This is a genomic window from Bacillus sp. SRL543, from assembly GCF_984799205.1.
Genome location: NZ_OZ481794.1, coordinates 4444622 through 4466554, shown reverse-complemented (window position 1 = coordinate 4466554; position 21933 = coordinate 4444622). Strand labels below are relative to the sequence as shown.

General features: G+C 38.1%; 20 protein-coding genes. 15 read left to right on the top strand and 5 right to left on the bottom strand.

Features of this window, described 5'->3' with window-relative positions:
* Positions 1–4: 4 nt before the first annotated feature.
* The 4 genes from AC4E8B_RS22635 (at position 5) to istB (ending at position 5300) form a co-directional block, all read left to right on the top strand.
* Positions 5–1357, top strand: coding sequence for an O-antigen polymerase (locus tag AC4E8B_RS22635; RefSeq protein ID WP_490215732.1), 1353 nt, complete (start codon positions 5–7; stop codon positions 1355–1357).
* Between the two features lie 15 nt (positions 1358–1372).
* On the top strand, positions 1373–2539 hold the full coding sequence (locus AC4E8B_RS22630; RefSeq protein ID WP_490215731.1) for a nucleotide sugar dehydrogenase: 1167 nt from the start codon (positions 1373–1375) through the stop codon (positions 2537–2539).
* 425 nt (positions 2540–2964) lie between these two features.
* Positions 2965–4539 (top strand): IS21 family transposase, encoded by a 1575-nt coding sequence (istA, locus tag AC4E8B_RS22625; RefSeq protein ID WP_490215730.1) that lies wholly within the window; start codon positions 2965–2967, stop codon positions 4537–4539.
* The gene (gene istB, locus AC4E8B_RS22620) at positions 4536–5300 is read left to right on the top strand and encodes an IS21-like element helper ATPase IstB (RefSeq protein ID WP_490215729.1); all 765 of its coding nucleotides are present in this window, start codon (positions 4536–4538) and stop codon (positions 5298–5300) included. The genes istA and istB overlap by 4 nt, the downstream gene beginning before the upstream one ends.
* A gap of 1163 nt (positions 5301–6463) precedes the next feature.
* On the opposite strand, the gene AC4E8B_RS22615 is transcribed toward istB, so the two are convergent.
* Both AC4E8B_RS22615 and AC4E8B_RS22610 read right to left on the bottom strand, forming a co-directional pair.
* Positions 6464–6718 carry a hypothetical protein gene (locus tag AC4E8B_RS22615; protein ID WP_490215728.1) on the bottom strand — a complete coding sequence of 85 codons (255 nt, stop codon included), beginning with the start codon at positions 6716–6718 and terminating at the stop codon, positions 6464–6466.
* On the bottom strand, positions 6706–7230 hold the full coding sequence (locus AC4E8B_RS22610) for a hypothetical protein (RefSeq protein ID WP_490215727.1): 525 nt from the start codon (positions 7228–7230) through the stop codon (positions 6706–6708). The genes AC4E8B_RS22615 and AC4E8B_RS22610 overlap by 13 nt, the downstream gene beginning before the upstream one ends.
* A gap of 640 nt (positions 7231–7870) precedes the next feature.
* Between AC4E8B_RS22610 and AC4E8B_RS22605 the strand changes: the two genes are divergently transcribed.
* The 5 genes from AC4E8B_RS22605 (at position 7871) to AC4E8B_RS22585 (ending at position 12508) form a co-directional block, all read left to right on the top strand.
* Complete coding sequence (locus AC4E8B_RS22605) at positions 7871–8092, top strand: hypothetical protein (protein WP_148975759.1); 222 nt, start codon at positions 7871–7873, stop codon at positions 8090–8092.
* Entirely contained in the window at positions 8092–8454 is a 363-nt protein-coding gene (locus AC4E8B_RS22600; protein WP_490215725.1) for a type II toxin-antitoxin system PemK/MazF family toxin, read from the top strand. Before AC4E8B_RS22605 ends, AC4E8B_RS22600 begins: the two co-directional genes overlap by 1 nt.
* A gap of 251 nt (positions 8455–8705) precedes the next feature.
* Positions 8706–9293 (top strand): transposase, encoded by a 588-nt coding sequence (locus AC4E8B_RS22595; protein ID WP_490215723.1) that lies wholly within the window; start codon positions 8706–8708, stop codon positions 9291–9293.
* On the top strand, positions 9263–10795 hold the full coding sequence (locus tag AC4E8B_RS22590; RefSeq protein WP_490215721.1) for a YifB family Mg chelatase-like AAA ATPase: 1533 nt from the start codon (positions 9263–9265) through the stop codon (positions 10793–10795). The genes AC4E8B_RS22595 and AC4E8B_RS22590 overlap by 31 nt, the downstream gene beginning before the upstream one ends.
* A gap of 483 nt (positions 10796–11278) precedes the next feature.
* Positions 11279–12508: a multidrug effflux MFS transporter gene (locus AC4E8B_RS22585; RefSeq protein ID WP_490215720.1), complete on the top strand. Its 1230-nt coding sequence runs from the start codon at positions 11279–11281 to the stop codon at positions 12506–12508.
* 505 nt (positions 12509–13013) lie between these two features.
* Here the strand turns inward: AC4E8B_RS22585 and AC4E8B_RS22580 are convergent.
* The 3 genes from AC4E8B_RS22580 to AC4E8B_RS22570 form a co-directional block, all read right to left on the bottom strand.
* Positions 13014–14021, bottom strand: coding sequence for a glycosyltransferase family 2 protein (locus AC4E8B_RS22580; protein ID WP_490215718.1), 1008 nt, complete (start codon positions 14019–14021; stop codon positions 13014–13016).
* Between the two features lie 51 nt (positions 14022–14072).
* Positions 14073–15035 (bottom strand): PIG-L deacetylase family protein, encoded by a 963-nt coding sequence (locus tag AC4E8B_RS22575; protein ID WP_490215716.1) that lies wholly within the window; start codon positions 15033–15035, stop codon positions 14073–14075.
* Between the two features lie 78 nt (positions 15036–15113).
* Positions 15114–16241 carry a glycosyltransferase family protein gene (locus AC4E8B_RS22570; protein ID WP_490215715.1) on the bottom strand — a complete coding sequence of 376 codons (1128 nt, stop codon included), beginning with the start codon at positions 16239–16241 and terminating at the stop codon, positions 15114–15116.
* 309 nt (positions 16242–16550) lie between these two features.
* Here AC4E8B_RS22570 and AC4E8B_RS22565 point away from each other — a divergent pair, with 309 nt between their 5' ends.
* From AC4E8B_RS22565 to AC4E8B_RS22540, 6 genes are read left to right on the top strand one after another with little or no spacing between them, the layout of a single operon-like run.
* Entirely contained in the window at positions 16551–17681 is a 1131-nt protein-coding gene (locus AC4E8B_RS22565) for an NAD-dependent epimerase/dehydratase family protein (RefSeq protein WP_490215713.1), read from the top strand.
* Positions 17678–18721 (top strand): WaaS/CpsH family glycosyltransferase, encoded by a 1044-nt coding sequence (locus AC4E8B_RS22560; RefSeq protein ID WP_490215712.1) that lies wholly within the window; start codon positions 17678–17680, stop codon positions 18719–18721. The genes AC4E8B_RS22565 and AC4E8B_RS22560 overlap by 4 nt, the downstream gene beginning before the upstream one ends.
* A gap of 23 nt (positions 18722–18744) precedes the next feature.
* On the top strand, positions 18745–19311 hold the full coding sequence (gene rfbC / locus AC4E8B_RS22555; protein WP_490215711.1) for a dTDP-4-dehydrorhamnose 3,5-epimerase: 567 nt from the start codon (positions 18745–18747) through the stop codon (positions 19309–19311).
* On the top strand, positions 19308–20330 hold the full coding sequence (rfbB, locus tag AC4E8B_RS22550; protein ID WP_490215710.1) for a dTDP-glucose 4,6-dehydratase: 1023 nt from the start codon (positions 19308–19310) through the stop codon (positions 20328–20330). Before rfbC ends, rfbB begins: the two co-directional genes overlap by 4 nt.
* Complete coding sequence (gene rfbD / locus AC4E8B_RS22545) at positions 20318–21235, top strand: dTDP-4-dehydrorhamnose reductase (protein WP_490215709.1); 918 nt, start codon at positions 20318–20320, stop codon at positions 21233–21235. The genes rfbB and rfbD overlap by 13 nt, the downstream gene beginning before the upstream one ends.
* Positions 21236–21288: 53 nt before the next feature.
* Positions 21289–21933, top strand: coding sequence for a sugar transferase (locus AC4E8B_RS22540; protein WP_490219850.1), 645 nt, complete (start codon positions 21289–21291; stop codon positions 21931–21933).

Below are 21933 nucleotides of genomic sequence, written 5' to 3'. Positions count from 1 at the left end.
TAATATGATTATTTTAATTTCATCAATATTATTATTTATTATTTTTATAACACCAATTTTGTATAATTTAAGACATGATCTAAAACATGGAGACCTTTTTAGGCCTTCAAGAATTGTTTCATTTTTTCATTTAGTATCGATTGTTCCATATTTATTATTTTTAAGCAGGGACACTGGGATTATGTCCCCACTTGTTTTGAATCATCGAACAATGGACAATTTGGATAATACTGTTTTTTTATTTGTAGTTATTCAAATATGCGGTTTTTTAATGTTGTTATTAGGTTTGAAATCTTCCACTGCTGCTAAAATGGCTGAGTTAAGTCCAAGTGTTGGATTTAAAATCAGTAGGAAAAGAATGGTGAATGGCTTTATAATTGCTTTAACTATAGGAATATTAGGCTATTCTTTATTTATGTATAAAATAGGAGGATTATCGACTTTATTATATAATTTAGAATCCAGGTCATTTTTAATTGCTGGAAATGGCTATGTTACTAGTATTATATTTTTTATTCAAGTAGCGCTAATGATATTAATCTTCAGTTTTCAGAATAAAAAAAGCAAAACTAAACTCTTAATATGGCTTGCTTTGTCTATTGTATGTATGTTGATCTTATCATCCCTAGGAGGAAGAAAGTCAACAATTGAGTTAGTTTTTATTAGTTTGTTAGTATGGCATTATGGGGTTAAAAGTATTAGGCAAATCCCCTTTTTTAAAACAATAGCAATAATTGCTTTGCTATGTCTTTACTTTATTGCAATTCCTCTAATAAGGGCTCCTGGGGGATTTGAATACTATACAAATAACATGGGTCAACTTTGGGAAGATATTTATTCAAATGGTGAGACATTAATAAAACAGACTAGTTATGTGGATCATTATCTATTAGTAATTAATTATTTTGATAGTGAAACTTACTGGTGGGGGAAAAGCTTTATTGACCTTTTAACCGCACCAATCCCTAGTAGTATTTACCCCAATAAGCCTCCTGTAGATGAAGGAGTATATTTAAGAACAATAGCAGAAGGATACAATCCTGTTCCTCCTACAGCTTATTCAGATCTATACAAATCCTCATGGCCACCCGAAACATTTGGAGTTATGTATATGAACTTTGGATTTTTAGGTGTAATGTTAGGAATGTATATATTAGGAGCTATATATAGATATACCTATGAATACATGAAGAGGTCCAGTTTTTCTTTGTATTCTATAATAATTTATGGTATCGTTCTTTTTTCATTTCACCTAAGCAACTTAAGAATAGTACAGTTTGGAATTGAATTTTTATGGTTAACATTATTTTTCATGATTGTGTTTGGTCTCAAGATTAAGAGAATAAAAAGTATATAAATGAGGTTGTAATATATGAAAATTACAATAGCGGGAACTGGATATGTCGGTTTATCAAATGCTATATTATTGGCTCAGCAAAATGAAGTCATTGCACTTGATATTATTCAGGAAAAAGTGGACATGATCAACAATAGAAGGTCTCCTATAATTGACAATGAAATCGAAGAATATTTAGCAACAAAGGAACTAAATTTAACCGCAACCACTGATAATTATAAAGCTTATAAGGATGCGGAGTATGTAATTATTTCTACGCCAACAAATTATGATCCGGAGAAAAACTACTTTAATACCAGAACTGTTGAGGCTGTTATCGCAAATGTACTATCTATTAATCCAAATGCAGTAATGGTAATTAAATCTACAGTGCCGGTTGGTTATACAGAGAAAATAAAAGAGAAGTTTGAAACTGATAATATTATTTTCTCACCTGAATTTTTACGTGAAGGAAAGGCTTTGTATGATAACTTATATCCATCACGTATAATCGTTGGTGAACAATCAGATAGAGCTCAAGTATTTGCTAATTTATTAGTTCAAGGAGCGATTAAGGAAGATATTTCTGTATTATTTACAAATTCAACAGAGGCAGAAGCTATTAAACTATTTGCCAACACATATCTTGCGATGAGAGTCGCATTTTTTAATGAGCTCGATTCATATTCAGAGGTAAGAGGATTAGACAGTAAGCAAATTATTGATGGGGTTGGTTTAGATCCACGCATTGGCAATCAATATAATAACCCTTCGTTTGGTTATGGCGGTTACTGCCTACCTAAAGATACAAAGCAGTTATTAGCTAATTATGAAGATGTTCCCAATAATATCATGGCTGCAATCGTAGATGCCAACAGAACAAGAAAAGATCATGTTGCTGAAATGATTATTAAAAGAGAACCTAAAGTTGTAGGGATCTATCGCCTTACGATGAAAATGGATTCAGATAACTTTAGACAATCTGCTATTCAAGGTGTTATGAAACGCATTAAAGCAAAGGGGATTGAAGTTGTTGTGTATGAGCCAGCACTTCAAGACAATACATTCTACAATTCTAGAGTGATTAATGATTTCGAAGACTTTAAGAGAGTATCAGATGTTATTGTAGCGAATCGATTATCTGATGATTTACGTGATGTAGAGGACAAAGTGTATACCAGAGATTTGTTTAGTAGAGATTAATAAATTACCCGCTGGGCCTGTGGCTTGGCGGGCTTATTTGTGTTGTTTACTTTTTCCCTAGTTTTAGGTGCCTGTCACTCCCCGCATTTTCTTGTTTCACAGATGTGTTTCACAGAGGGTTGGGTTGAAATCGGGGGCCTGACCCCACATCCAGTGAAGTATTAAAGTATTATTTATTAATGTTCCACTTTATTCGGGAATTGATGGTATTAGTTGTTTTAAAATTGACGGAGTCACTACCCAAAATGGTTGAAATCGGGGAACTAAAGCGGAGAAACCGGGGGCCTGTGACTGCTAAACTAAAGTAAACAGTTTTTGCTAGATAAGATGAAACACTTATTTACCCTAATATACCAGTAAAATATATAGCTCCTCCATTGTATGATGATGGTTTGATTCTTAAATCATTGGAGGGCTGAGAAAAGGTGGATAAGTGGGAAATGTATATGGAAATTCAGCAGTTACTCAAGAAAGGTTTTAGTAAATCCAAAGTAGCAGATAAACTGGGTGTATCCAGGGCAACTGTATATCGGCATCTTAAGAGATCTCCTTCGGAGATGGCAGAATGGGTTGAATCTTTACAAACAAGAAAGAAAAAGTTGGATCCTTATAAAGAGTTAATCTTGAATTGGTTAAGGGAACATCCTGATCTTTCAGCAGCACAAGTAGAAAATTGGTTGATGGAAAGGTATAAGGAACAACTTGAAGTGGGTGAAAGCACAGTCCGTGCTTACGTAAGGGAGCTAAGAGTTGAATATAAAATAGCTAAGGAATCTTCACCAAGGGATTATGAAGCAATACCTGATTCACCAATGGGGGAACAGGTCCAAGTTGACTTTGGGCACACCAAGCAGAAAACGTCTGATAATAAAGAAGTAAAGCTGAACTTTATTGCCTTTGTGCTATCTAACTCGAGATACAAATATAAAGAGTGGTTAGATCGCCCCTTTACAACTCAAGATGTCATTCAAGCTCATGAAAATGCTTTTCAATGGTTTAGTGGGATCCCAGGAGAACTCGTGTATGATCAGGATAGCTTAATTGTGGTGAGCGAGAATGGCGGAGATCTCATTTTAACGAAAGAGTTTCAGCACTATAAGCAAACTCGAAATTTAAACCTTCGGGTTTGTAGGAAAGCCGATCCAGAAAGCAAAGGGAAAATAGAGAATGTTGTAGGATTTATTAAGTACAATTTCGCCAAGTATAGAGTGTTCAATAATATTGATTCTTGGAATGAGCAAGGATGGGAATGGTTAAATCGTACAGGTAATCGAAAAATCCATAACACAACAAAAAAAAGACCGGTCGAAGTGTTCTCCTTGGAAAAGCAACACTTAAGACCAGTCTCGGGAAACATTAATTTCCTAAACAATCATGAAAATAGTATAACAAGAAGCGTCCATAAGGACAATACCATACGGTATTTATCCAATAGGTACTCCCTTCCACTTGGAACTTTTTATAAGCATGAAATGGTCTCAATAAAAGAAACAAAAGACAGAGAACTATTAATCTATAACTCTGAGACAGGAGAACTCCTGGCCAAACATCAGATTCCGGATGGTAAAGGACAATTAATTAAAGACAGAAAGCATACAAGAGATCGCTCAAAAGGAATCGATGCATTTATTGATACTGTGGCAAACCGATTCGAAGAAACAGAAACGGCCTACGATTACTTGGATAAACTTCGTGAGAAGTACCCACGGTATATTCGTGATCAGTTACAAATGATACTAAAAGAAACAAAACAAAATAACGAGCAGCTTCTAACAGCAGCACTCTCGGAATGTATCAAGAGAAACTTATATAGTGCAACAGATTTCAGCGATATCATTTTATACCTCAAGCGACAACGACAGGTTCATGATACAACAAACGACAAAGCTGAGACTGTTTCACCATTAAATAGCATATCCGGTTGGATAATAGAAACAGAAGCACAAAAGAGAAATGTAGATGCCTATACGGTCTTACTGGAAGAAGGTGATCAAAGTTGAATCAGCTTCAGGAGGTCCAAGATAAATTAAGGTCCCTTCGGCTAGCTGAAACAGCTGATCGATTGCCAGAGTTAATAAGAGAAGCTGAGAAAAGGGACTTGTCCTTTACTCAGTTTCTACTAGATGTAGCAACCTATGAACAAAAACGCAGAGATGAAAAGCAGCTGGAAAGGCGATTTAAGTGGGCAACGTTTCCCTTCCATAGTACTGTGGATGAGTATAATGTGAATGAGCAAAAGTCTTTGAGCAGTAAGAAGTTAAACCAGTTAAAAGATTTAACATGGATTGAGCAGCTATATAACATCATTTTTCTAGGACCGCCAGGTGTCGGTAAGACCCATCTTTCGATAGGTTTAGGAATAGAAGCTTTAAACCAGGGATATAAAGTGATCTTTACCACTATGGGAGATTTAATTCAGGCATTAAAGACTGAAGAAATAACGAGGAAATCCAAAACAAGAATGAAGCGAATAAGAGAAGCAGATTTGGTTATTATTGATGATTTGATGTTTATGGCAATGGATAAACAGGAAGCTAATATGTTCTTCCATCTCATTAACAACCTTTATAATCAAACCTCGATTATACTTACATCTAATAAAGGGCCTAAAGAATGGGGTGAGCTATTGGGCGATCAAGCCATCACGACAGCTATACTGGACCGGATCTTACATCGAGTGGAAATAGTTCATTTAAATGAAGATAGTTGGAGAATGAAACATCGAAAAACGATTTTTGGTGAACAAAGTGTCTCAAATTAATCAGCAAAAATTGTATCATTCTACTTGACGGTCACAGGGCCTGACCCCACATCCGGTGAAGGGTTAAAGTGTTTTATGATATTTAATCACCGGATTGTTTGAAAAGCTCCTTTAGCCCAAATAGGAAACATTGCTGATTTTCAGCTGAAATCCGGGAACCTGACACCACATTCAGTGGAGCAATAAAGTATCAGTATATAGTCTGATTAGGAACAAGGAAATCTCCTTGTAATCGTTAAGTAGAGATGAACATTTTTAGTAATTAGATTAAATACTAATTAAGAATCAACACTCTTGTTATCAAATAGAGCTTTTCTGTACTTTATTCTGGTACTGTTCTTTCCAGCTGCAGGTCAGAACTTCGCTATAAGGAAGAAGACGATTCAACAGGAAATCGGGGGCCTGACCCCACATCCAGTGAAGTATTAAAGTGTTATTTATTAATGTTCCACTTTATTCGGGAATTGGAATCGGGGGGCCTGACCCCACATTCAGTGAAGTGCTAAAGTGTAAGAAATTTAATTAGGAACTAATATGGAAGAAAGTGTACTGGATTGTCAGGTGTTTTTGACACCCTTAAATCTCCGAAAGTTGACGGTATTGCCTGTCCAGAATTAGTCGATTATAATGTCCGTATATATAATTCGAAACATTTCGATATTTATTATGGAGAAAGGAAAAGACGTCCCCCATAATGTATAACTGCGCCAACAGTTATACAGGAGACGTCCCACAAAAAAAGTATACGGTTATTGTATCAGATTATCAGCTGATTGAAAACACTCATACTGGAGTTTTTAGTTAGGGGTGCGGGGAGGATTCCTTCCCCTTGCTGCGAAAAAAACGGGGGCCTGATCCCACATTCAGTGATGGATTAAAGTATTAGTATTAGATTTAATCACGGCTGTCAAAATTTTATCCCGTTGGCCGTGTGTTTGTTGCAAAATAAATGTGCAGAACTTTGCAAAGTTAAAATGCAGAGCGATGCACTATTTTTATAGAGCATAGAAAAAGCTTGCTCCTGTATATTGCAAAGTGAATTCTATTTGTTGTTAACGACAAGTTCATCAAGCAATGTAGAATGTTTATGTTCTAAGTGATTAAACAAGAGTGGCACAAAGGACCTGTTCCTTGCCCTTATTATCATCCCTAGCTAAGCAAAATTAAAAACGAAATTGCTCCATTTCTTCATCTGTTAATTCTATTGGTTTCTTTCCAACTTGCTTGCAATAATTATTCATATCACGGAATTTCACCCTTGGTGGTCCTTCATTTGGCGATACATATTTTCCATCTTGGAAAGCAGCATCCATGTCATCTATGAAACGTTTCTTTGGCAAAGATTCCTCACGGTCCTTTCTTACAGCTAATATTCCACTTGGGGTTTTACGTATAATAAATGCGCTTAACTTGGACATATATTTACACCTCCGGGCAAGTACTTTTTGAGATGATTAATGGAACCATCAGTATCAAAAAAATAGTATGGCTTTCCGTTTATTAAATTTGCGCGTTGTGCATTCAGTTTTAGATAGAAATCTTCGTTATAATTCCTCTTCGCCTCTAATCCAACATATCCTTCAAAACGTTGTATGTTTAGACTATAGTTCATCGCAAAAGCTAATAAAACTTTGCCCACGGAAGCATTTTCTTGGTGAGGATTATTAAATTGATTATATGGTGCTGCTTCCATTAAAGAAATATGAATTAATTGGTTAGGCTCCCGTTCTTGAATTGAAATTACTCCCTGTATGTTACTATTATCCCCTTCTATAAATAAGCCAAACACCCGATTTTGTTCGTTGTTGAACTCTCTTGCCCACTGAAACCAACCGTTACTTTTGCTTAGTCCATAATTATCTACATCCGACTCATCTAATTCACGAAAACAGACATTAACCTTCTTTCCAGTTATAACGTTAACAATCATATTGTTAGGACGTCTCTCTTTCAATTATTATTATGTCTATTATATCATATGGTAAAAAACGTTGGTCTTACACCGCATCAACTGAAGGAAGAAAAGTTGGTTGGTTTGGGTGCCTGTCACTCCCCGCAAATGTGTTTCACAAAGGGTTGTAGAAATCGGGGGCCTGACCCCACATCCAGTGAAGTATTAAAGTGTTATTTATTAATGTTCCACTTTATTCGAACTAAAGCGGGGGCCAGACCCCACATTCAGTGAAGGGTTAAAGTGTTAGTTGTAAATGATACTCTACTTTATGCATAATATCAGCCAATGAAATGTACCATCAATGACATTCCATTTACCACTTAGTGACAAGTAATGTACCAGGCGTGAGGGTTTAATCAAATGTTTGATTAATTACATATAACTTTGCTTTGCAGGAAAAGACAGCATGAGGAGTTGTAAATCATTTTTACATATCTTTAGGTAAATCATTAATAATTATTTGAGTATGATGTATATTTATTCCAATTATTTGACTGCTTAATGCTTAGTTAGATAAAATATGCGTAAGTAGCACGCTTCATTTCATCTTTTCACATATACTGTTTATAACAACTAAGTAGAGGTGCTGCAAATGAGTAGAAGGAGGGTAAAGAAAGTGGTTAAGTTAGCAAGGGCACGTGTGGCAGGAAAAGTTGCAAGAGGCCATAGCCTTAGAAGAAGAGGTATGAGTATAGAAGCAAAAAATGAGTTCTTAGCCAATCAAATCGCTAATACTGCCTTTAGTAAACAGACAGAGGCACTTAAGGTAAGTAAAGATGGAATTGTCACCAATGCAGATTATAGAAATCCAAAGCATAGAAGATGGATGGAAGACTAATGAAGCCAGGGGATATTTATGATGTTGTCTTTCCATACAAACCTCCACTTCCGCCGGACAGCACATCTTATAAAGTGCGTCCGGCTTTAATTATCTCAATTTCTCCAAATGGGACCGATTTAGCCCTTATGATAAAGATTACGGGTACTGGTCCGACTCCCAAGTTTCCTAACCGCATTAGAATTATAAGCTGGCAGCATGCAAAATTGGACAAACCCTCCTATGCTGAAATAGATTCAGAGGAATATTTTGATCTTGAGGACGCGGAAACATACCGCGGAACGTTGAGCCCTAAAGATCTGAATAATGTCCTAACAGCTTATATTCAATTAAAATCAAGCACCAAATCCACGAAACAATAGATTCATATAGTGGGTCTGAACCCACTTTCAAGTCCTTATTCATATTCAATAAAGATTCAAAGTGTAAGAGATTTAATTTAGGAGCCCTCGTAGGGAAGAGTCTTATAACACTAACTTAATTCAGTATTATAACTCAGCAGATTAATTTACAATGGGATTTTTTCTTAGTTGTTATATTAGATTGACGAGATAAAGGAATTGGCTTACAATTAATTTATAGAACATATGTTCTTTTTTGGGGGAGGGATTTAATGCCCAGACAGCATCGGGTTTGGTATCCAGGTGCTCTGTATCATATTGTTGCCAGGGGTAATCGGCGGGCGGCGATATTTCTGGAAGATATGGACTTTAAGATGTACCTTACGATATTGGAAGATGTCCGCAGTATGATGCCTTTTATTCTTCATTCTTATTGCCTCATGACCAACCACCTTCATCTCCAGCTTGAAACCTCACAGCATCATATCCAGCATATTATGAAAGAAATGCATTCACGCTACGCCATTTATCTGAATCAGCGATTGAAGACGGACGGCCATGTATTCCAGGGGCGTTACGGTGCCAAGCTGATTGAAACAGATGCATACTTTTTAGAAGCAAGCCGCTACATCCACCGCAATCCCCTGGAAGCCAAAATGGTCAGTGATCTGTATGACTATCCCTGGAGCAGCTATCCTTCTTATATTGACCTCACACAGAATAATCCCCATATTGCCCACAATAGAACACTATCCTATTTCCGTGAACCAGCTGAAGATGAATATCGCATATTTGTTGGAAAAAATGAAGAGATTGAGGAGGGGCTGCTATGTATGCCAGGTCGGCCAGTATTGGATTAAAAGGAATGGAAGGCTATATTGTGCAGGTGGAAGTAAGGACATCAATCGGAACAGATTCTATCATTATTGCAGGCCTGCCGGATGCCTCGGTCAAAGAATCGAAGGAGCGGGTAGCAGCTGCCCTGCACGCTTTAGGCTATTCCCTGTCAGGCCAAAAGATTGTCATTCATCTCTCGCCGGCTGAACAAAAGAAAAATGGTCCAATGTTTGATCTGGCAATGGCGGTCAGTACATTGATCAGTCTAAAAGGACTGGATGTACATATCCCCGACAGCACCGCCTTTATCGGGGCGCTTTCTCTGGATGGCAGAGTGCAGCCGGTGGAAGGGATGCTTCCAGGTGTACTGTCTGCCAAAAAACTCGGAATTAAAAAGCTTTATATGCCCTATGATGAAAAACTGCCGCATTTGGAGTTTCGTGAAATGGAAATCATCTATGTAACTTCCCTGGAAGATGTGATCAAGCACCTCAACGGACAAGAGCTGATACAGCTGCTTCCGGTAGTGATGAAAAAGGAGAGCCCGGTCATATATAACGATTTTAATAAAATTGCAGGGCATTCCTTTGCGAAATATGCACTGGAAGTAGCTGCGGCGGGGGAGCATCATTTATTTATGACAGGCCCTCCCGGCTGCGGGAAAAGCCTATTGGCAGAAACTTTCCCCTCCATCATGCCCCCTCTTTCAAAAGAAGCGCAGCTTGAAATGATCAGCTTATATCAATTAAGCGGCAGCTCATGGAATCAGGCAGAAGTCCCTCCTTTTCGTCATCCTCACCACTCTGCTTCTTCCGTGTCCATCATAGGGGGAGGTCAATATCCCAGGCCGGGAGAGGTTTCGCTTGCTCATCGCGGTGTGCTGTTTCTTGACGAAATGGCCGAATTCACGAGGAAAACCCTCGATATGATGCGGCAGCCATTGGAAAGCGGCAGGGTCAGCATAAGCAGAACCCAAGCCTCCGTCACATATCCGGCTTCTTTTATCCTGATCGGCGCCATGAATCCCTGCCCATGCGGATATGCAAATTCCAGCTCCCGTTATTGCACCTGCACCCTCAAACAAATAACAGCCTATCAAAATAAGCTTTCCGGCCCCCTGCGCGATCGCTTTGATATCAATCTATCCTTGCACCCGGTCCGTTTGAGATCCATTTCTGAAGGAAACCCAGATTCTTCCTCTATGATAAGAAGCAGAGTGGAAGAGGCGAGAAGCAGGCAATATGAGCGGTATGGAAAGGAAACAGGAAACGGCAAAGTATCTTATGCCGAATTATTAAATAGCAGCCCTTTAACACCTGAGCAGCAAAGAAACCTACAGCAGATTAGCATCAAGAAAAGCTGGAGCAACCGGGCTCATATTAAAATCATTAGATTGGCCAGAACGGTTTCGGATTTGCAGGGCCGCAAGGATATATCAGACCAGAGCATTTGGGAGGCTATTAAATTGAACAGTTCTCCGGAGGTTGGGAGGAAGCGGGATGGTTCTTTGATGATTAAAGGGTGATTTTGCATACTGTATAAAAAGCAGAGATAGGTACTTGATAAGGAGTGAGGATTAAGATGCCTGTCACTTTTTTTGTTTTACAGCAGGTTTCACTCATTATTTTGAGTGGCAAGCAGGAATGGAGGAACTTTGCATCACTGTTCCGACTAGAGTAAATGAGCAAATAATCAAACGTTTGATTAATAGTGTAATTGCAAACATTCGTTTAAGTCCCTAATGCTCATTTCATGATGGAGGGGGCTCTTTTTTTGGGGAAACTTTTCTACAAGAGCCACAGGAACAGGTACCTTGGATCATTCTAAAAAAGTAAGCCAGGGTACCTGTCCCCTTGGCTCTTTCAAGGGAGTCCAGCAAATAAAAAAGGTTAACCAAAAAAAGTAAAATTATAACATTGCATATTTAGTGAAAAACCCTGCATAAAGTTATACAATTACAAAGGTATTATCAACCATTAATTTACTTCATTAGAAAGGCGATAGAAAATTGAACTTATCAAAGACTAAAAGAGTACAGCTAGCTTTTCTGTTGGGGTCACTGGCCATTTTAGGTCCATTTACGATTGACACGTATTTGCCTTCATTTCCTACTATTGTTAATGATTTTCATACGAATGCTTCGCTGGTTCAAATCAGTTTGACCACTTGTTTATTAGGACTCGGATTAGGTCAATTAGTTATAGGACCTATGAGTGATGTGCATGGCCGCCGTAAACCATTGCTCATCTTCCTTACTTTGTATTTTTTATCCTCTGTCACTTGTGCCATCGCACCCAATATTTATACATTGATTGTTTCCCGTTTTATTCAAGGCTTTGCAGCTGCAGGGGGACTGGTCATCTCAAGAGCCATTGTACGGGACTTGTTTAGCGGACGGGAACTTACAAAGTTTTTCGCCTCTTTAATGTTGGTTGGAAATCTTGGTCCCATTATCGCGCCAATTATAGGCGGGGCGATTCTGACGTTTACGGGCTGGAAAGGAGTTTTTATTGTCCTGGCTGGTATCGGCATGATTTTCACATTCATTGTTACCTTGAAACTGGAAGAAACGCTGCCAGCTGAAAAACGGGTACCGGGAAATTTCAAGCAAGTCATCGGGAACTTTGGAATGTTATTAAAGGACCGTGAATTTGCTGGATATGCCTTTACTCAAGGATTTACAACAGCCGGGATTTTTGCATATGTGTCAGGTATTTCTTTTGTCTACCAAAATATTTATGGAGTATCCCCTCAAGTTTTCAGCTTCTTATTTGGAGTGAATGGAGTGGGCTTAATCATAGGGACTCAACTGGTTGGCCGATTAGCAGATTATATACCAGAAAAAACATTCTTGAAAATTGGATTAGGGCTTTCCAATACAGCTGCTATTCTTTTGCTTATAGCCCTTTTACTAAAGGCACCGCTTCTGTTAGTTGCGCTTCCTATCTTCTTTTTAGTCATGTCCATCAGTATTATTGGAACAGCATCATTCTCTCTCGCGATGGAAACGAAAGGGCATGTGGCAGGGAGTGCTTCTGCTTTATTAGGGGTGCTGCCGTTCTTGCTTGGATCCATAACAGCTCCACTTGTTGGAGTAGCGGGTGAGTACTCCGCTCTTCCGATGGGGGTTATTATTTTGGCTGCAAGCTTGTTGGCTTTTTTGTCTTACTTTTTGTTGGTGAGGAAAGGCTCAATGCATTCAAAAGGGCCAGACGTATCTGTGCATAACAACTTGTAATATATCATTTTAAAAACACCTTTCTGCTCGGTAACAGATCGAGCAGAAAGGTGTTTTTATTTTTCGGTAGAATATCGGAGCATTGAGGAGTGTGCCTGTCACTTCCCGGATACTCTCGATTCACAGAATGTTTACAGTTATTATGGGAGTTGAGTGAAGAGGGAGCTGTTGACTTTTTGGTATTAGGTGCGCAGTCACTCCCTGATTAAAGTCATAGGGATTACCAGCCGTGCTATCTGTTTTACCACTCAATGACAGGGAAGTCACTACTGCCAAAGCTCTTTCCTAAATACAAATTTCATTGAAATTTCCCTGCCTATTTAACCACTGGCAGAGGTGAGGAAGGATCAATACTTCTACAAGGAAGTGAGCAACTATCTCTTGATTGTGGCTCGTCTTCGTATGGGATGGTTTTAATCTAAAGGAATATCTTAATGCAAGCAAAGCACCTGCCGCAGTTACCGCCGCTGGTTGAGAAACAGGGTGAGGGCAGCTCACCTAAACGTTACCCCTCTAAGAACTCCTTGGTTTGATTCCATTTCTTGTAATGCCGTATAGAGGTGGTATAGAAATACCAAACAAGATAACAAAGTTTAATATTAATTTTGATCAGTAAAAGTGGAATTTTAATGGATGTTTTAGTTGCAGCGGTAAGTTTATACTTTATTACATTCCGTTTAAGGTGATGCTCAATGAATTTGGTACATTTTTTCTCTTTTATCCCATGCATCAATAGATTAATATTTGTCTGAATGTAAAAGCTCTTAAAAATGTTGGTGTTGACTCCATCCACATTAGATAGTTGGTTTATTATCTTATCTAATGCATTAAGTAAAGTGAGTTTCTTATCACTATATTTCGATAGGGTTGTATTGCTATCGTGGATAATATAGTGGTATCCAGGTTTGGGATCATAGATAATGGTTTCGCACTTTTGAATAGTTTCGCAGCAAAATAGCAGGTCTTCACCATAATGGATATCTGTGTCAAAAAGTATGGCCGGTGTACTTTTAAGGATATCTGAAGAAAATAGTTTGTTGCAGACGTAACCCTGAAAGCTGTTTGGGTCAAGTATTGTATCAAGAGCATCTATAAGATTGTATTTAGTCATATCCAAATCGGAAACAGGATGCAGTCGTTTTCCTTCTGAGCTTTCCAGCGCAGCTCCACAAGCGGCAATATCTGTTTGATGTTCCGTCATTAATTGGTGCAATCTTTCATACATGTCGGGTTCAACCCAATCATCTGGATCAACAAATCCAATATATTTTCCGTTTGCGATTGATAATCCCCTGTTTCTGGCAGAAGAAACGCCTCCATTTTCTTGATGCAGCACAATGATTCTCTCATCTATTCTGGAATACTCCTCACAGATCATCCCGCTTAGATCTGTAGAACCATCATTTATTAGTATTATTTCCAACTCTATAAGCGTTTGGTTGATGATGCTATCCAGGCATTTTCGTAAATATTTTTCAGCATTATAGACTGGAATAATAATTGATACTACCAATACTCTACCCCTTCTTTCCATAATTTCGTTCGATACACTTCTTGCTAAGAGTCACTTAACGGAAGACTTTTTTAAATCATTTTTGCCAGGGACATTATCAGCTTTGAATTCTCTGGCTTGTATTTGTCTAAAGTCTTTTATAATAGAAGACAAAATATTGTTGGGAAGGTGACAAAACTCCTTTAATTCAACATCCAAATTAGACAGTGAAGCCTGCCGGACTGCTTCTCCCTGAAGGTAGTAACCTTCTACGTTCTGCGATTTATGGCACGCCAGCATCTTCCTTTTTAAGTAACGTTCAGCTTCTGTTATATTGATTGTAGTCACTCTATAAGTACTGTATTGAGTCGATAAGAACTTTATATTTCTGGTACCGATTGGTTGTTCGGAATTGTACTCCGCCCACTCGATTACATTCCTGAACCCCGCTTCCTTACAGACAGACTTAACGACATAGCTTGTCATATCATGATCAATATGTCCTCCTTCAATACAGTGAACGTATACTCTGCCGGGATTCCACTGTCGTATTAAATGTAAGACATCCTTTTTTATATCTTTTAAATAGCGTTGGGAACCTCCATCTGGATATCCCAAACAGAAAACATTTTCCTTGGGTATCTTCAATAGTGACAAAGCCTTTACTGCTTCTTTATATCTAGTCTCAGACTTGCTTCTCGCTTCACTGGCTTTTATTTGCCAGCTCTGTACTCCTGTCCAGTCGGCTGAGCCGTTTGTTACAAAAACTACTTTAATGTTATCTCCGTTTTGGCTGTGCCGGGAAAGAGTGGCACCTAAACCCAGTACCTCATCATCAGCATGCGCTGCAAATACCAATACATCCGTTTGTACATTGTGAGTTTGATTAATATCTAAATTTCTGCCAAGCATGCTTGCTGGATATTGATATAATCCTCTTATATATTCAACTTTTCTGATGATTTGTATATTCCCAGGAGTGGAATTTAATACCCTTTGAACCCTGCTTCGAGACCATATCTTTTTGAAAATCAATGAAATCCTCCTTAAATTCAAAAATTTTCATTAGGCTACTAACTTACCAGACGAGGTTTCAGCCTAAGGATAGACAAGCTAACCGTTCATGAATATTTCTTTTTTCTGCTCAGCTCCATCTTTATTGACTATTGAGTCTATGATTTCATTGCCAGCATAGTATTCTCGCAAGATATCATTAAGGCAGGAGTCACAACTCTGATGAAATTCCTCCCAACTTAGAGTTGAATAATATAGGTATAGCCGGTCTGCAAAAGAGGAGTCTTGTGGATCCAATTCAGCGCCGACCTTTTCAAGTGTTGTCCTTTGTCCCATAAACGAACCTTCCATGCAAATTTGCGGGATATAGTGAACAATTCCGTCGTAGAACTTATTGCCCATTGCATTGGATAACAGTTCATCCTTCTCGTAAATGTTATGAAGGATATCCGTCCCTTTAGCAAATTCATACCTTTCATGCGGAGTATATACACCATGGAAGTAAACATTGGTTATGCCATTCATCTTGCAATAATTCTTTAAATTCTTACCGGTTTTTTGCATTCTGCCATGGTAATGAAGTTCAAATCTTTTATCATTTGAGAGCCTGTTTATAAGTGTTCTATTAATGGACTCGTCGCGAATCATCCCCCAGTAGCGGATTCTAATAGGAGAAATTTCCCTGCTATATGCTTTTCTTACATTTCTGTATTTGAAAGAATCTAAGAGGATATTATGAGAAGTGAAAATGTTTTGTTTATTAGGAAGAAGTTTCCTAAACCCATCTGAACTTACAAATGTAACAAGAGATTTTTTGACGATAATGCCAATTAGAAACTTGTAGAGTCGTATGTTTTCGAGAGTAGGATCCCGATAATCGAAAATAAATTTTCCTGCAAAATTCCTCCATAGTGTATCTTGTATTAAAAATGCAGCAGCGGTATTCAGCACAATAATTAAATCGAAATTTCCCTCGTTTATTATCCTTTTTGCCTCTCTTCTATACTTAATAAAGCTCGGGATCTTTTTTACTTTGGGTACTTCATCCTCCTGGTAGCATTTAAACTCATGATAGGTGATATTATAGTCTGACAAACTCTCTTCTTGATTATCCCGATTCCAATAAAGCAAATGTACATCATTTTTTTTCAAATCCAATTGAGAAAGATAAAAATTCATATATGGCATAAAAGCCAGTTTCTGAACACCCAACAATAAAATCTTCATTTTCCACCTCTTGTTCTTTATAAAATTTTTTTATTTATTGTAACACACTTTGTGTTCGTTATAAGTTTGTTTTATTTACAGAATATTAGGGGATAATTTGCATTTTTGATTAAGAAAGCCAAAGGATTGCTCGTGAAATAAAGAATTTTTTAGAAAATCATTCAAAGAAGTAATGGAAATTTTCAGTATTGTTCTTTATAATGAATTTAAAACGTTCACAAAAACGAACCGCTTCAAAAGTTTTTACTGTCATTTTGTTCTTTATAAAGATTAACGTTGAAACCATTTATTTAAGGGGAGAAATGGAAAATGAAAGTACTGATAACTGGAGGAGCTGGTTTTATAGGCAGCTCTCTCTCTTTTAATCTTGTTGCGAAGAAATATGAGGTTACCGTTTTGGATAATCTATCTCCTCAAATTCATGGAGAGGATCCAGAGCAGTCGGAACTTTTCTCGAAAATCAGAGATAAAGTAACTTTTATTAGAGGAGATGTACGCAGCAAAGATGACCTTCGAGAAGCATTGGCAAATGCCGGCATTGTTATTCACCTGGCTGCAGAAACAGGCACAGGGCAATCGATGTATGAGATTGATAAATACATAGATGTGAATATTAAAGGTACATCGAACCTCTTGGACTTGATTGCAAATGAACCTAATGAAGTGAAAAAGCTTGTGGTAGCTTCATCCCGGGCTGTTTATGGAGAAGGAAAATATAACTGTGAAATACATGGTGAAGTATTTCCCGGCCAGAGATCGGAGGAGCACTTATCAACAGGTGACTTTGCTGTAAAATGTCCAAAGTGCGGGATCAATGTGACAGCCATTAGTACATCGGAAGATTCACAGATCCAGCCGGCTTCCATATATGGACTGACGAAGTATGTTCAGGAAAGTATGTGCATGATTATGGGAAGGGCATTAGGAATTCCTGTTGTGGGTCTTCGATACCAAAATGTATATGGTCCTGGGCAATCATTAAAGAATCCGTATACAGGCATTCTTTCTATTTTTTCAACCAGGATAAAAAATGGAAATATTATCAATATATTTGAGGATGGTACAGAAAGCCGGGATTTTGTCTATATAGATGATGTAGTGGCTGCGACAATAGCGGCAATCGAATCAGAAGAAGCCGATTACCAGGTTTTTAATGTCGGTACAGGAGTGGCAACAAATGTACTGACAGTTGCCAACACACTTGTAGAGAAGTACCAATCCGATGTGGATATTTATGTTAGCGGACAATATAGGCTCGGAGATATCAGGCATAACTTTGCTGACCTGACTGAAACCTTCAATAAGCTGGCTTTTTTTCCAAAGTTTGAATTTCAGGATGGCATCCAGCACTTTGTCGACTGGGTAAACCAGCAGGAAATAGAAGAGGACCATTTTGATAAAACAATCCATGAAATGAAGGAAAAAGGGCTGTATAAATGATTAATGGTTTTAAGGGAAAAAGAATCCTGTTTATCACGGCCCGCTTCTTTGGTTATGAAGAAGAAATTAAGAAGAAACTGATTTCCTTCGGAAGTGAGGTAGACTTCTTTGATGAACGGCCCAAAAATGATGTTTTAACGAAAACGCTGATTCGTATTAACCGAAATTTGCTGGCTAAAAAGAATTCTGAGTATTACAACAAAATTATTGAGGACACTAAAGACCGTGATTATGATGTGATCTTTATTATCAAAGGGGAAGTCATTTCAATAAGTAATTTAAAGAAGTTAAAAAGGCTCCATGGAAAGGCCAAGTTAATCTTATACATGTGGGACGCATTAAGTTATACCCCAAATTCCAAACGAATCAAATTTTTATTTGATCATGTTTTTACATTTGATAAACATGATGCCCAAGTCTATAAGGACATGAAATTCCGGCCATTATTCTATATAGATGACTATAAAAGAGTTGCAGGAAAAACTGCAGAATGGGACATTGAAGCCCTTTTTGTCGGTACGGTACATACTGACCGGTTTTCCATACTAAAAAAGCTTGAAGCACGGCTGTCTTCCATTCCAGTAAATTATTATTTCTACAAGTTTTATCCTAACAAAATCTTATTCTATGTAAAAAAGTATTTCAATCGTGACCTTCGGAAGTATGGAGAAAAAGAGCTGAAGTTCAATGCACTTTCAAAAAAAGAGGTCCTTGCACTATTTTCAAGAGCAAGGGTAATCGTGGATATTGAAAGACCGAGACAAAATGGTTTAACAATCAGGACGATTGAGGTTTTTGGAGCGAAGAAAAAGCTGATTACAACAAACCAGTCAATTAAAGATTATGACTTTTATCATCCGAATAACATTTTAATCATTGACCGGGAGAACCCGGTCATACAACCGGAATTCTTTAAAAAGGAATATAAAGAAGCTCCTATTTCTGTATATGAGAAGTATTCTATTGACCACTGGCTGTTCGAGCTGTTTGAAGAATCCATCGACCAATCAGTGAACAAAGCTCTATCTATAGTGAACTAGACAATAGGAGGAGTTTAAACAAAATGAATTTAATCCAAACAAAATTCCAAGATGCCGTAATAGTGGAATCATCCGTTTACAGAGATGGACGCGGATACTTCTTGGAAGTCTATAATGAAGAAATTTTTAAACAGCAAGGTATCAGGATAAAGTTCATCCAGGATAATCATAGTTTATCAAGTGAAGCCGGAACAATAAGAGGCATGCACTACCAGCTTTCTCCTAAATCACAAACAAAATTGGTTCGTGTTACCAGAGGGGCAATTTACGATGTGATTGTAGATATTAGAAAAGGTTCTCCTACTTTTGGTGAATGGGAGGGCTATATATTAACTGAAGAAAATAAACGGCAGCTCCTGGTTCCCCAAGGTTTTGCCCATGGCTTTTGCACTTTGACAAGGAATACGGAAGTTCAATACAAGGTTGATAATGTATATTCTTCAGACCTTGATAGAGGAATCATCTGGGATGATCCGGATATGGGCATTATTTGGCCAACATCTAACCCCATCTTATCAGACAAGGATAAAAATCATCCTCCTTTAAAATCGGCAGAATACAATTTCGAATGGAAGGAGCTTTCCGTATGAACTTATTAGTTACAGGCGGTGCCGGCTTCATTGGCAGCAATTTCATTCATTACATTCTGGGGAGATATCCCAGCTACAGGATAATTAATCTAGATTTACTGACATATGCAGGAAACTTGGAAAACTTAAAAGCAGTAGAAGGAAGCGAAAATTATAAATTTATCAAAGGAAATATCAATAATCGTGAATTAGTCGATTATCTTCTAAAGACCTATAAAATTGATGTAATCGTGAACTTAGCAGCAGAATCACACGTAGATCGGAGCATCATCGAACCAGACGTTTTTGTAAAAACCAATTTCCTGGGGACACAAACTCTGCTCGATGCTGCTAAAGAAAACAACATAAGTAAGTTTATTCAAATTTCCACTGATGAGGTGTATGGAAGCCTTGGTGAATCGGGTTACTTCACCGAAGAGACTCCTCTCGCGCCTAACAGTCCTTATTCTGCCAGTAAAGCAGCTGCAGATTTATTGGTTCGTTCCTATTATGAAACCTATGGGATGAATATTAATATTACCAGGTGTTCCAATAATTATGGACCCTATCATTTTCCAGAAAAACTAATACCCTTAATGGTGACAAATGCATTGCAGGGAAAAGAACTTCCCATTTATGGGGATGGAAAGCATGTGAGGGACTGGCTCCATGTAAGTGATCACTGTTCCGCTATCGATTTAGTCCTGCATACAGGGAAATCAGGCGAGGTTTATAACATTGGCGGACATAATGAGAAAACAAATAATGAAATAGTAGAGATGATTATAGAACGATTGGGTGTTTCACGAAACTTGGTCAAATATGTTAAAGACCGACCAGGCCATGATCGGCGATACGCAATCGATCCAACAAAAATAGAACAAGAATTGGATTGGACACCAGCCTATACATTTGACAAAGGTATCATCCAGACAATTGACTGGTTTATCGAGAATAAAGATTGGTGGAACAATATAAAAGTTGGCTCCTATATGGTTTATTACAAAAACCAGTATGGTGATCAATTATGTTACCTTTAAAAGTAGCAGTAACAGGGGCTAATGGACAGTTAGGTACTGAGCTTGTAAGGTTCATGTCGAATGAGACGGATATGAAGGTTATCGGCCTTGGTAAAGAAGAACTGGATATTGTGAATTATAATCAGGTCGAAAAAGTACTGTTTAAGATAAACCCGGATATAGTCATACATTCTGCTGCACTTACAAATGTAGACCTTGCAGAAGAAGAGCCAGTAACTGCATTTCTAGTGAATGGGGTAGGGACAAAAAATGTTACATTGGCTGCCTCTAAGCTTAATTCAAAGCTGGTTTATATTAGTACTGATTATGTATTTGACGGAAAAGGAAAAGAGCCGATCAGGGAATCAGAGCATCCTGCCCCTTTAGGCATATATGGACAATCAAAGCTCGCAGGTGAGATGTATGTACAGAATCATATAAATAAGTTTTTTATTGTCAGGACATCCTGGATTTACGGGGAGCATGGAAAAAATTTTGTTAAGACCATGATGAGTCAAGCTGAGAGTAGGAAACAACATATTAGAGTCGTGAATGACCAAATTGGAAGCCCAACCTATTCCTTTGATTTGGCCAGAGCAATAGCAGGATTACTTCGAACCGAGAAATATGGAATCTACCATATTACCAATGCGGGAAGCTGTTCATGGTACGAGTTTGCAAAAGCTATATTTGAAGAGACTAAGGCAGAAATCAACGTAGTTCCGTGCCTGTCTGAGGAATATCCGAGAATCGCCCTTCGGCCCAAATATTCCGTTTTACAAGGATATGAATTAAGTGCCAATGGATTTCCAAAGATGAGAGATTGGCGGGAAGCCCTTACTGACTTTCTCTCAAAGACTTCAGGAAGAGATATTAACGCTTTGCATGAACAAAGAAAATTGAGCAGGGTGGGTGAAAGGGATTGAGTTTAAACAGGGATAGGGGCTTGGCTGTTGCGCTGGAAAAGGATGCCCCTCATATAAAGACGGCTTCGAATCAAACCAATGGCAAAGGGTATCTTGTTACCAAGAGAATAATTGATATGACAGGAGCTGCGTCAGGTTTAATATTATTCCTCCCAATTTTCCTCATAATAGCATTGACTTATTTATTTAGCGACGCCAGGGGACCGGTATTTTTTAAACAAAAAAGAGTGGGCAGGGAAGGCCGGATATTCTATATTTACAAGTTCCGGACCATGGTCATTAATGCAGAAAGTGTATTGAGAGCAAACAAAAAACTGTACACGAAATTTAAAAGAAATAACTACAAATTGGAACAAGATGAGGATCCGCGTATTACCAAGGTCGGCAGGTTTTTAAGGAAAACGAGTCTGGATGAACTTCCTCAGCTTATTAATGTTCTTAAAGGTGACATGAGCTTGGTCGGCCCAAGACCGGTTATAGTTGAGGAGTTAAAGGAATACAGTTCGAGAGCCTCTGAATTTTTATCGGTGAATCCAGGAATAACCGGCTATTGGCAGGTATGCGGCAGAAGTGATGTAGGATATCCGGAACGGGTAGATATAGAACTCCATTATGTTTATCACCAATCAATAAAACTGGATATGGTCATTCTTATGAAGACTATCATTTTCGTTTTGTTGCGTAAAGGAGCTTATTAA

Coding starts and splice junctions, on each gene's coding strand:
- rfbC (WP_490215711.1), top strand. CDS start 18,745: ATGAATTTAATCCAAACAAAATTCCAAGATGCCGTAATAGTGGAATCA.
- AC4E8B_RS22595 (WP_490215723.1), top strand. CDS start 8,706: ATGCCCAGACAGCATCGGGTTTGGTATCCAGGTGCTCTGTATCATATT.
- AC4E8B_RS22630 (WP_490215731.1), top strand. CDS start 1,373: ATGAAAATTACAATAGCGGGAACTGGATATGTCGGTTTATCAAATGCT.
- AC4E8B_RS22610 (WP_490215727.1), bottom strand. CDS start 7,230: ATGATTGTTAACGTTATAACTGGAAAGAAGGTTAATGTCTGTTTTCGT.
- AC4E8B_RS22615 (WP_490215728.1), bottom strand. CDS start 6,718: ATGTCCAAGTTAAGCGCATTTATTATACGTAAAACCCCAAGTGGAATA.
- AC4E8B_RS22565 (WP_490215713.1), top strand. CDS start 16,551: ATGAAAGTACTGATAACTGGAGGAGCTGGTTTTATAGGCAGCTCTCTC.
- AC4E8B_RS22590 (WP_490215721.1), top strand. CDS start 9,263: ATGTATGCCAGGTCGGCCAGTATTGGATTAAAAGGAATGGAAGGCTAT.
- AC4E8B_RS22570 (WP_490215715.1), bottom strand. CDS start 16,241: ATGAAGATTTTATTGTTGGGTGTTCAGAAACTGGCTTTTATGCCATAT.
- AC4E8B_RS22600 (WP_490215725.1), top strand. CDS start 8,092: ATGAAGCCAGGGGATATTTATGATGTTGTCTTTCCATACAAACCTCCA.
- rfbB (WP_490215710.1), top strand. CDS start 19,308: ATGAACTTATTAGTTACAGGCGGTGCCGGCTTCATTGGCAGCAATTTC.
- AC4E8B_RS22560 (WP_490215712.1), top strand. CDS start 17,678: ATGATTAATGGTTTTAAGGGAAAAAGAATCCTGTTTATCACGGCCCGC.
- rfbD (WP_490215709.1), top strand. CDS start 20,318: ATGTTACCTTTAAAAGTAGCAGTAACAGGGGCTAATGGACAGTTAGGT.
- AC4E8B_RS22635 (WP_490215732.1), top strand. CDS start 5: ATGATTATTTTAATTTCATCAATATTATTATTTATTATTTTTATAACA.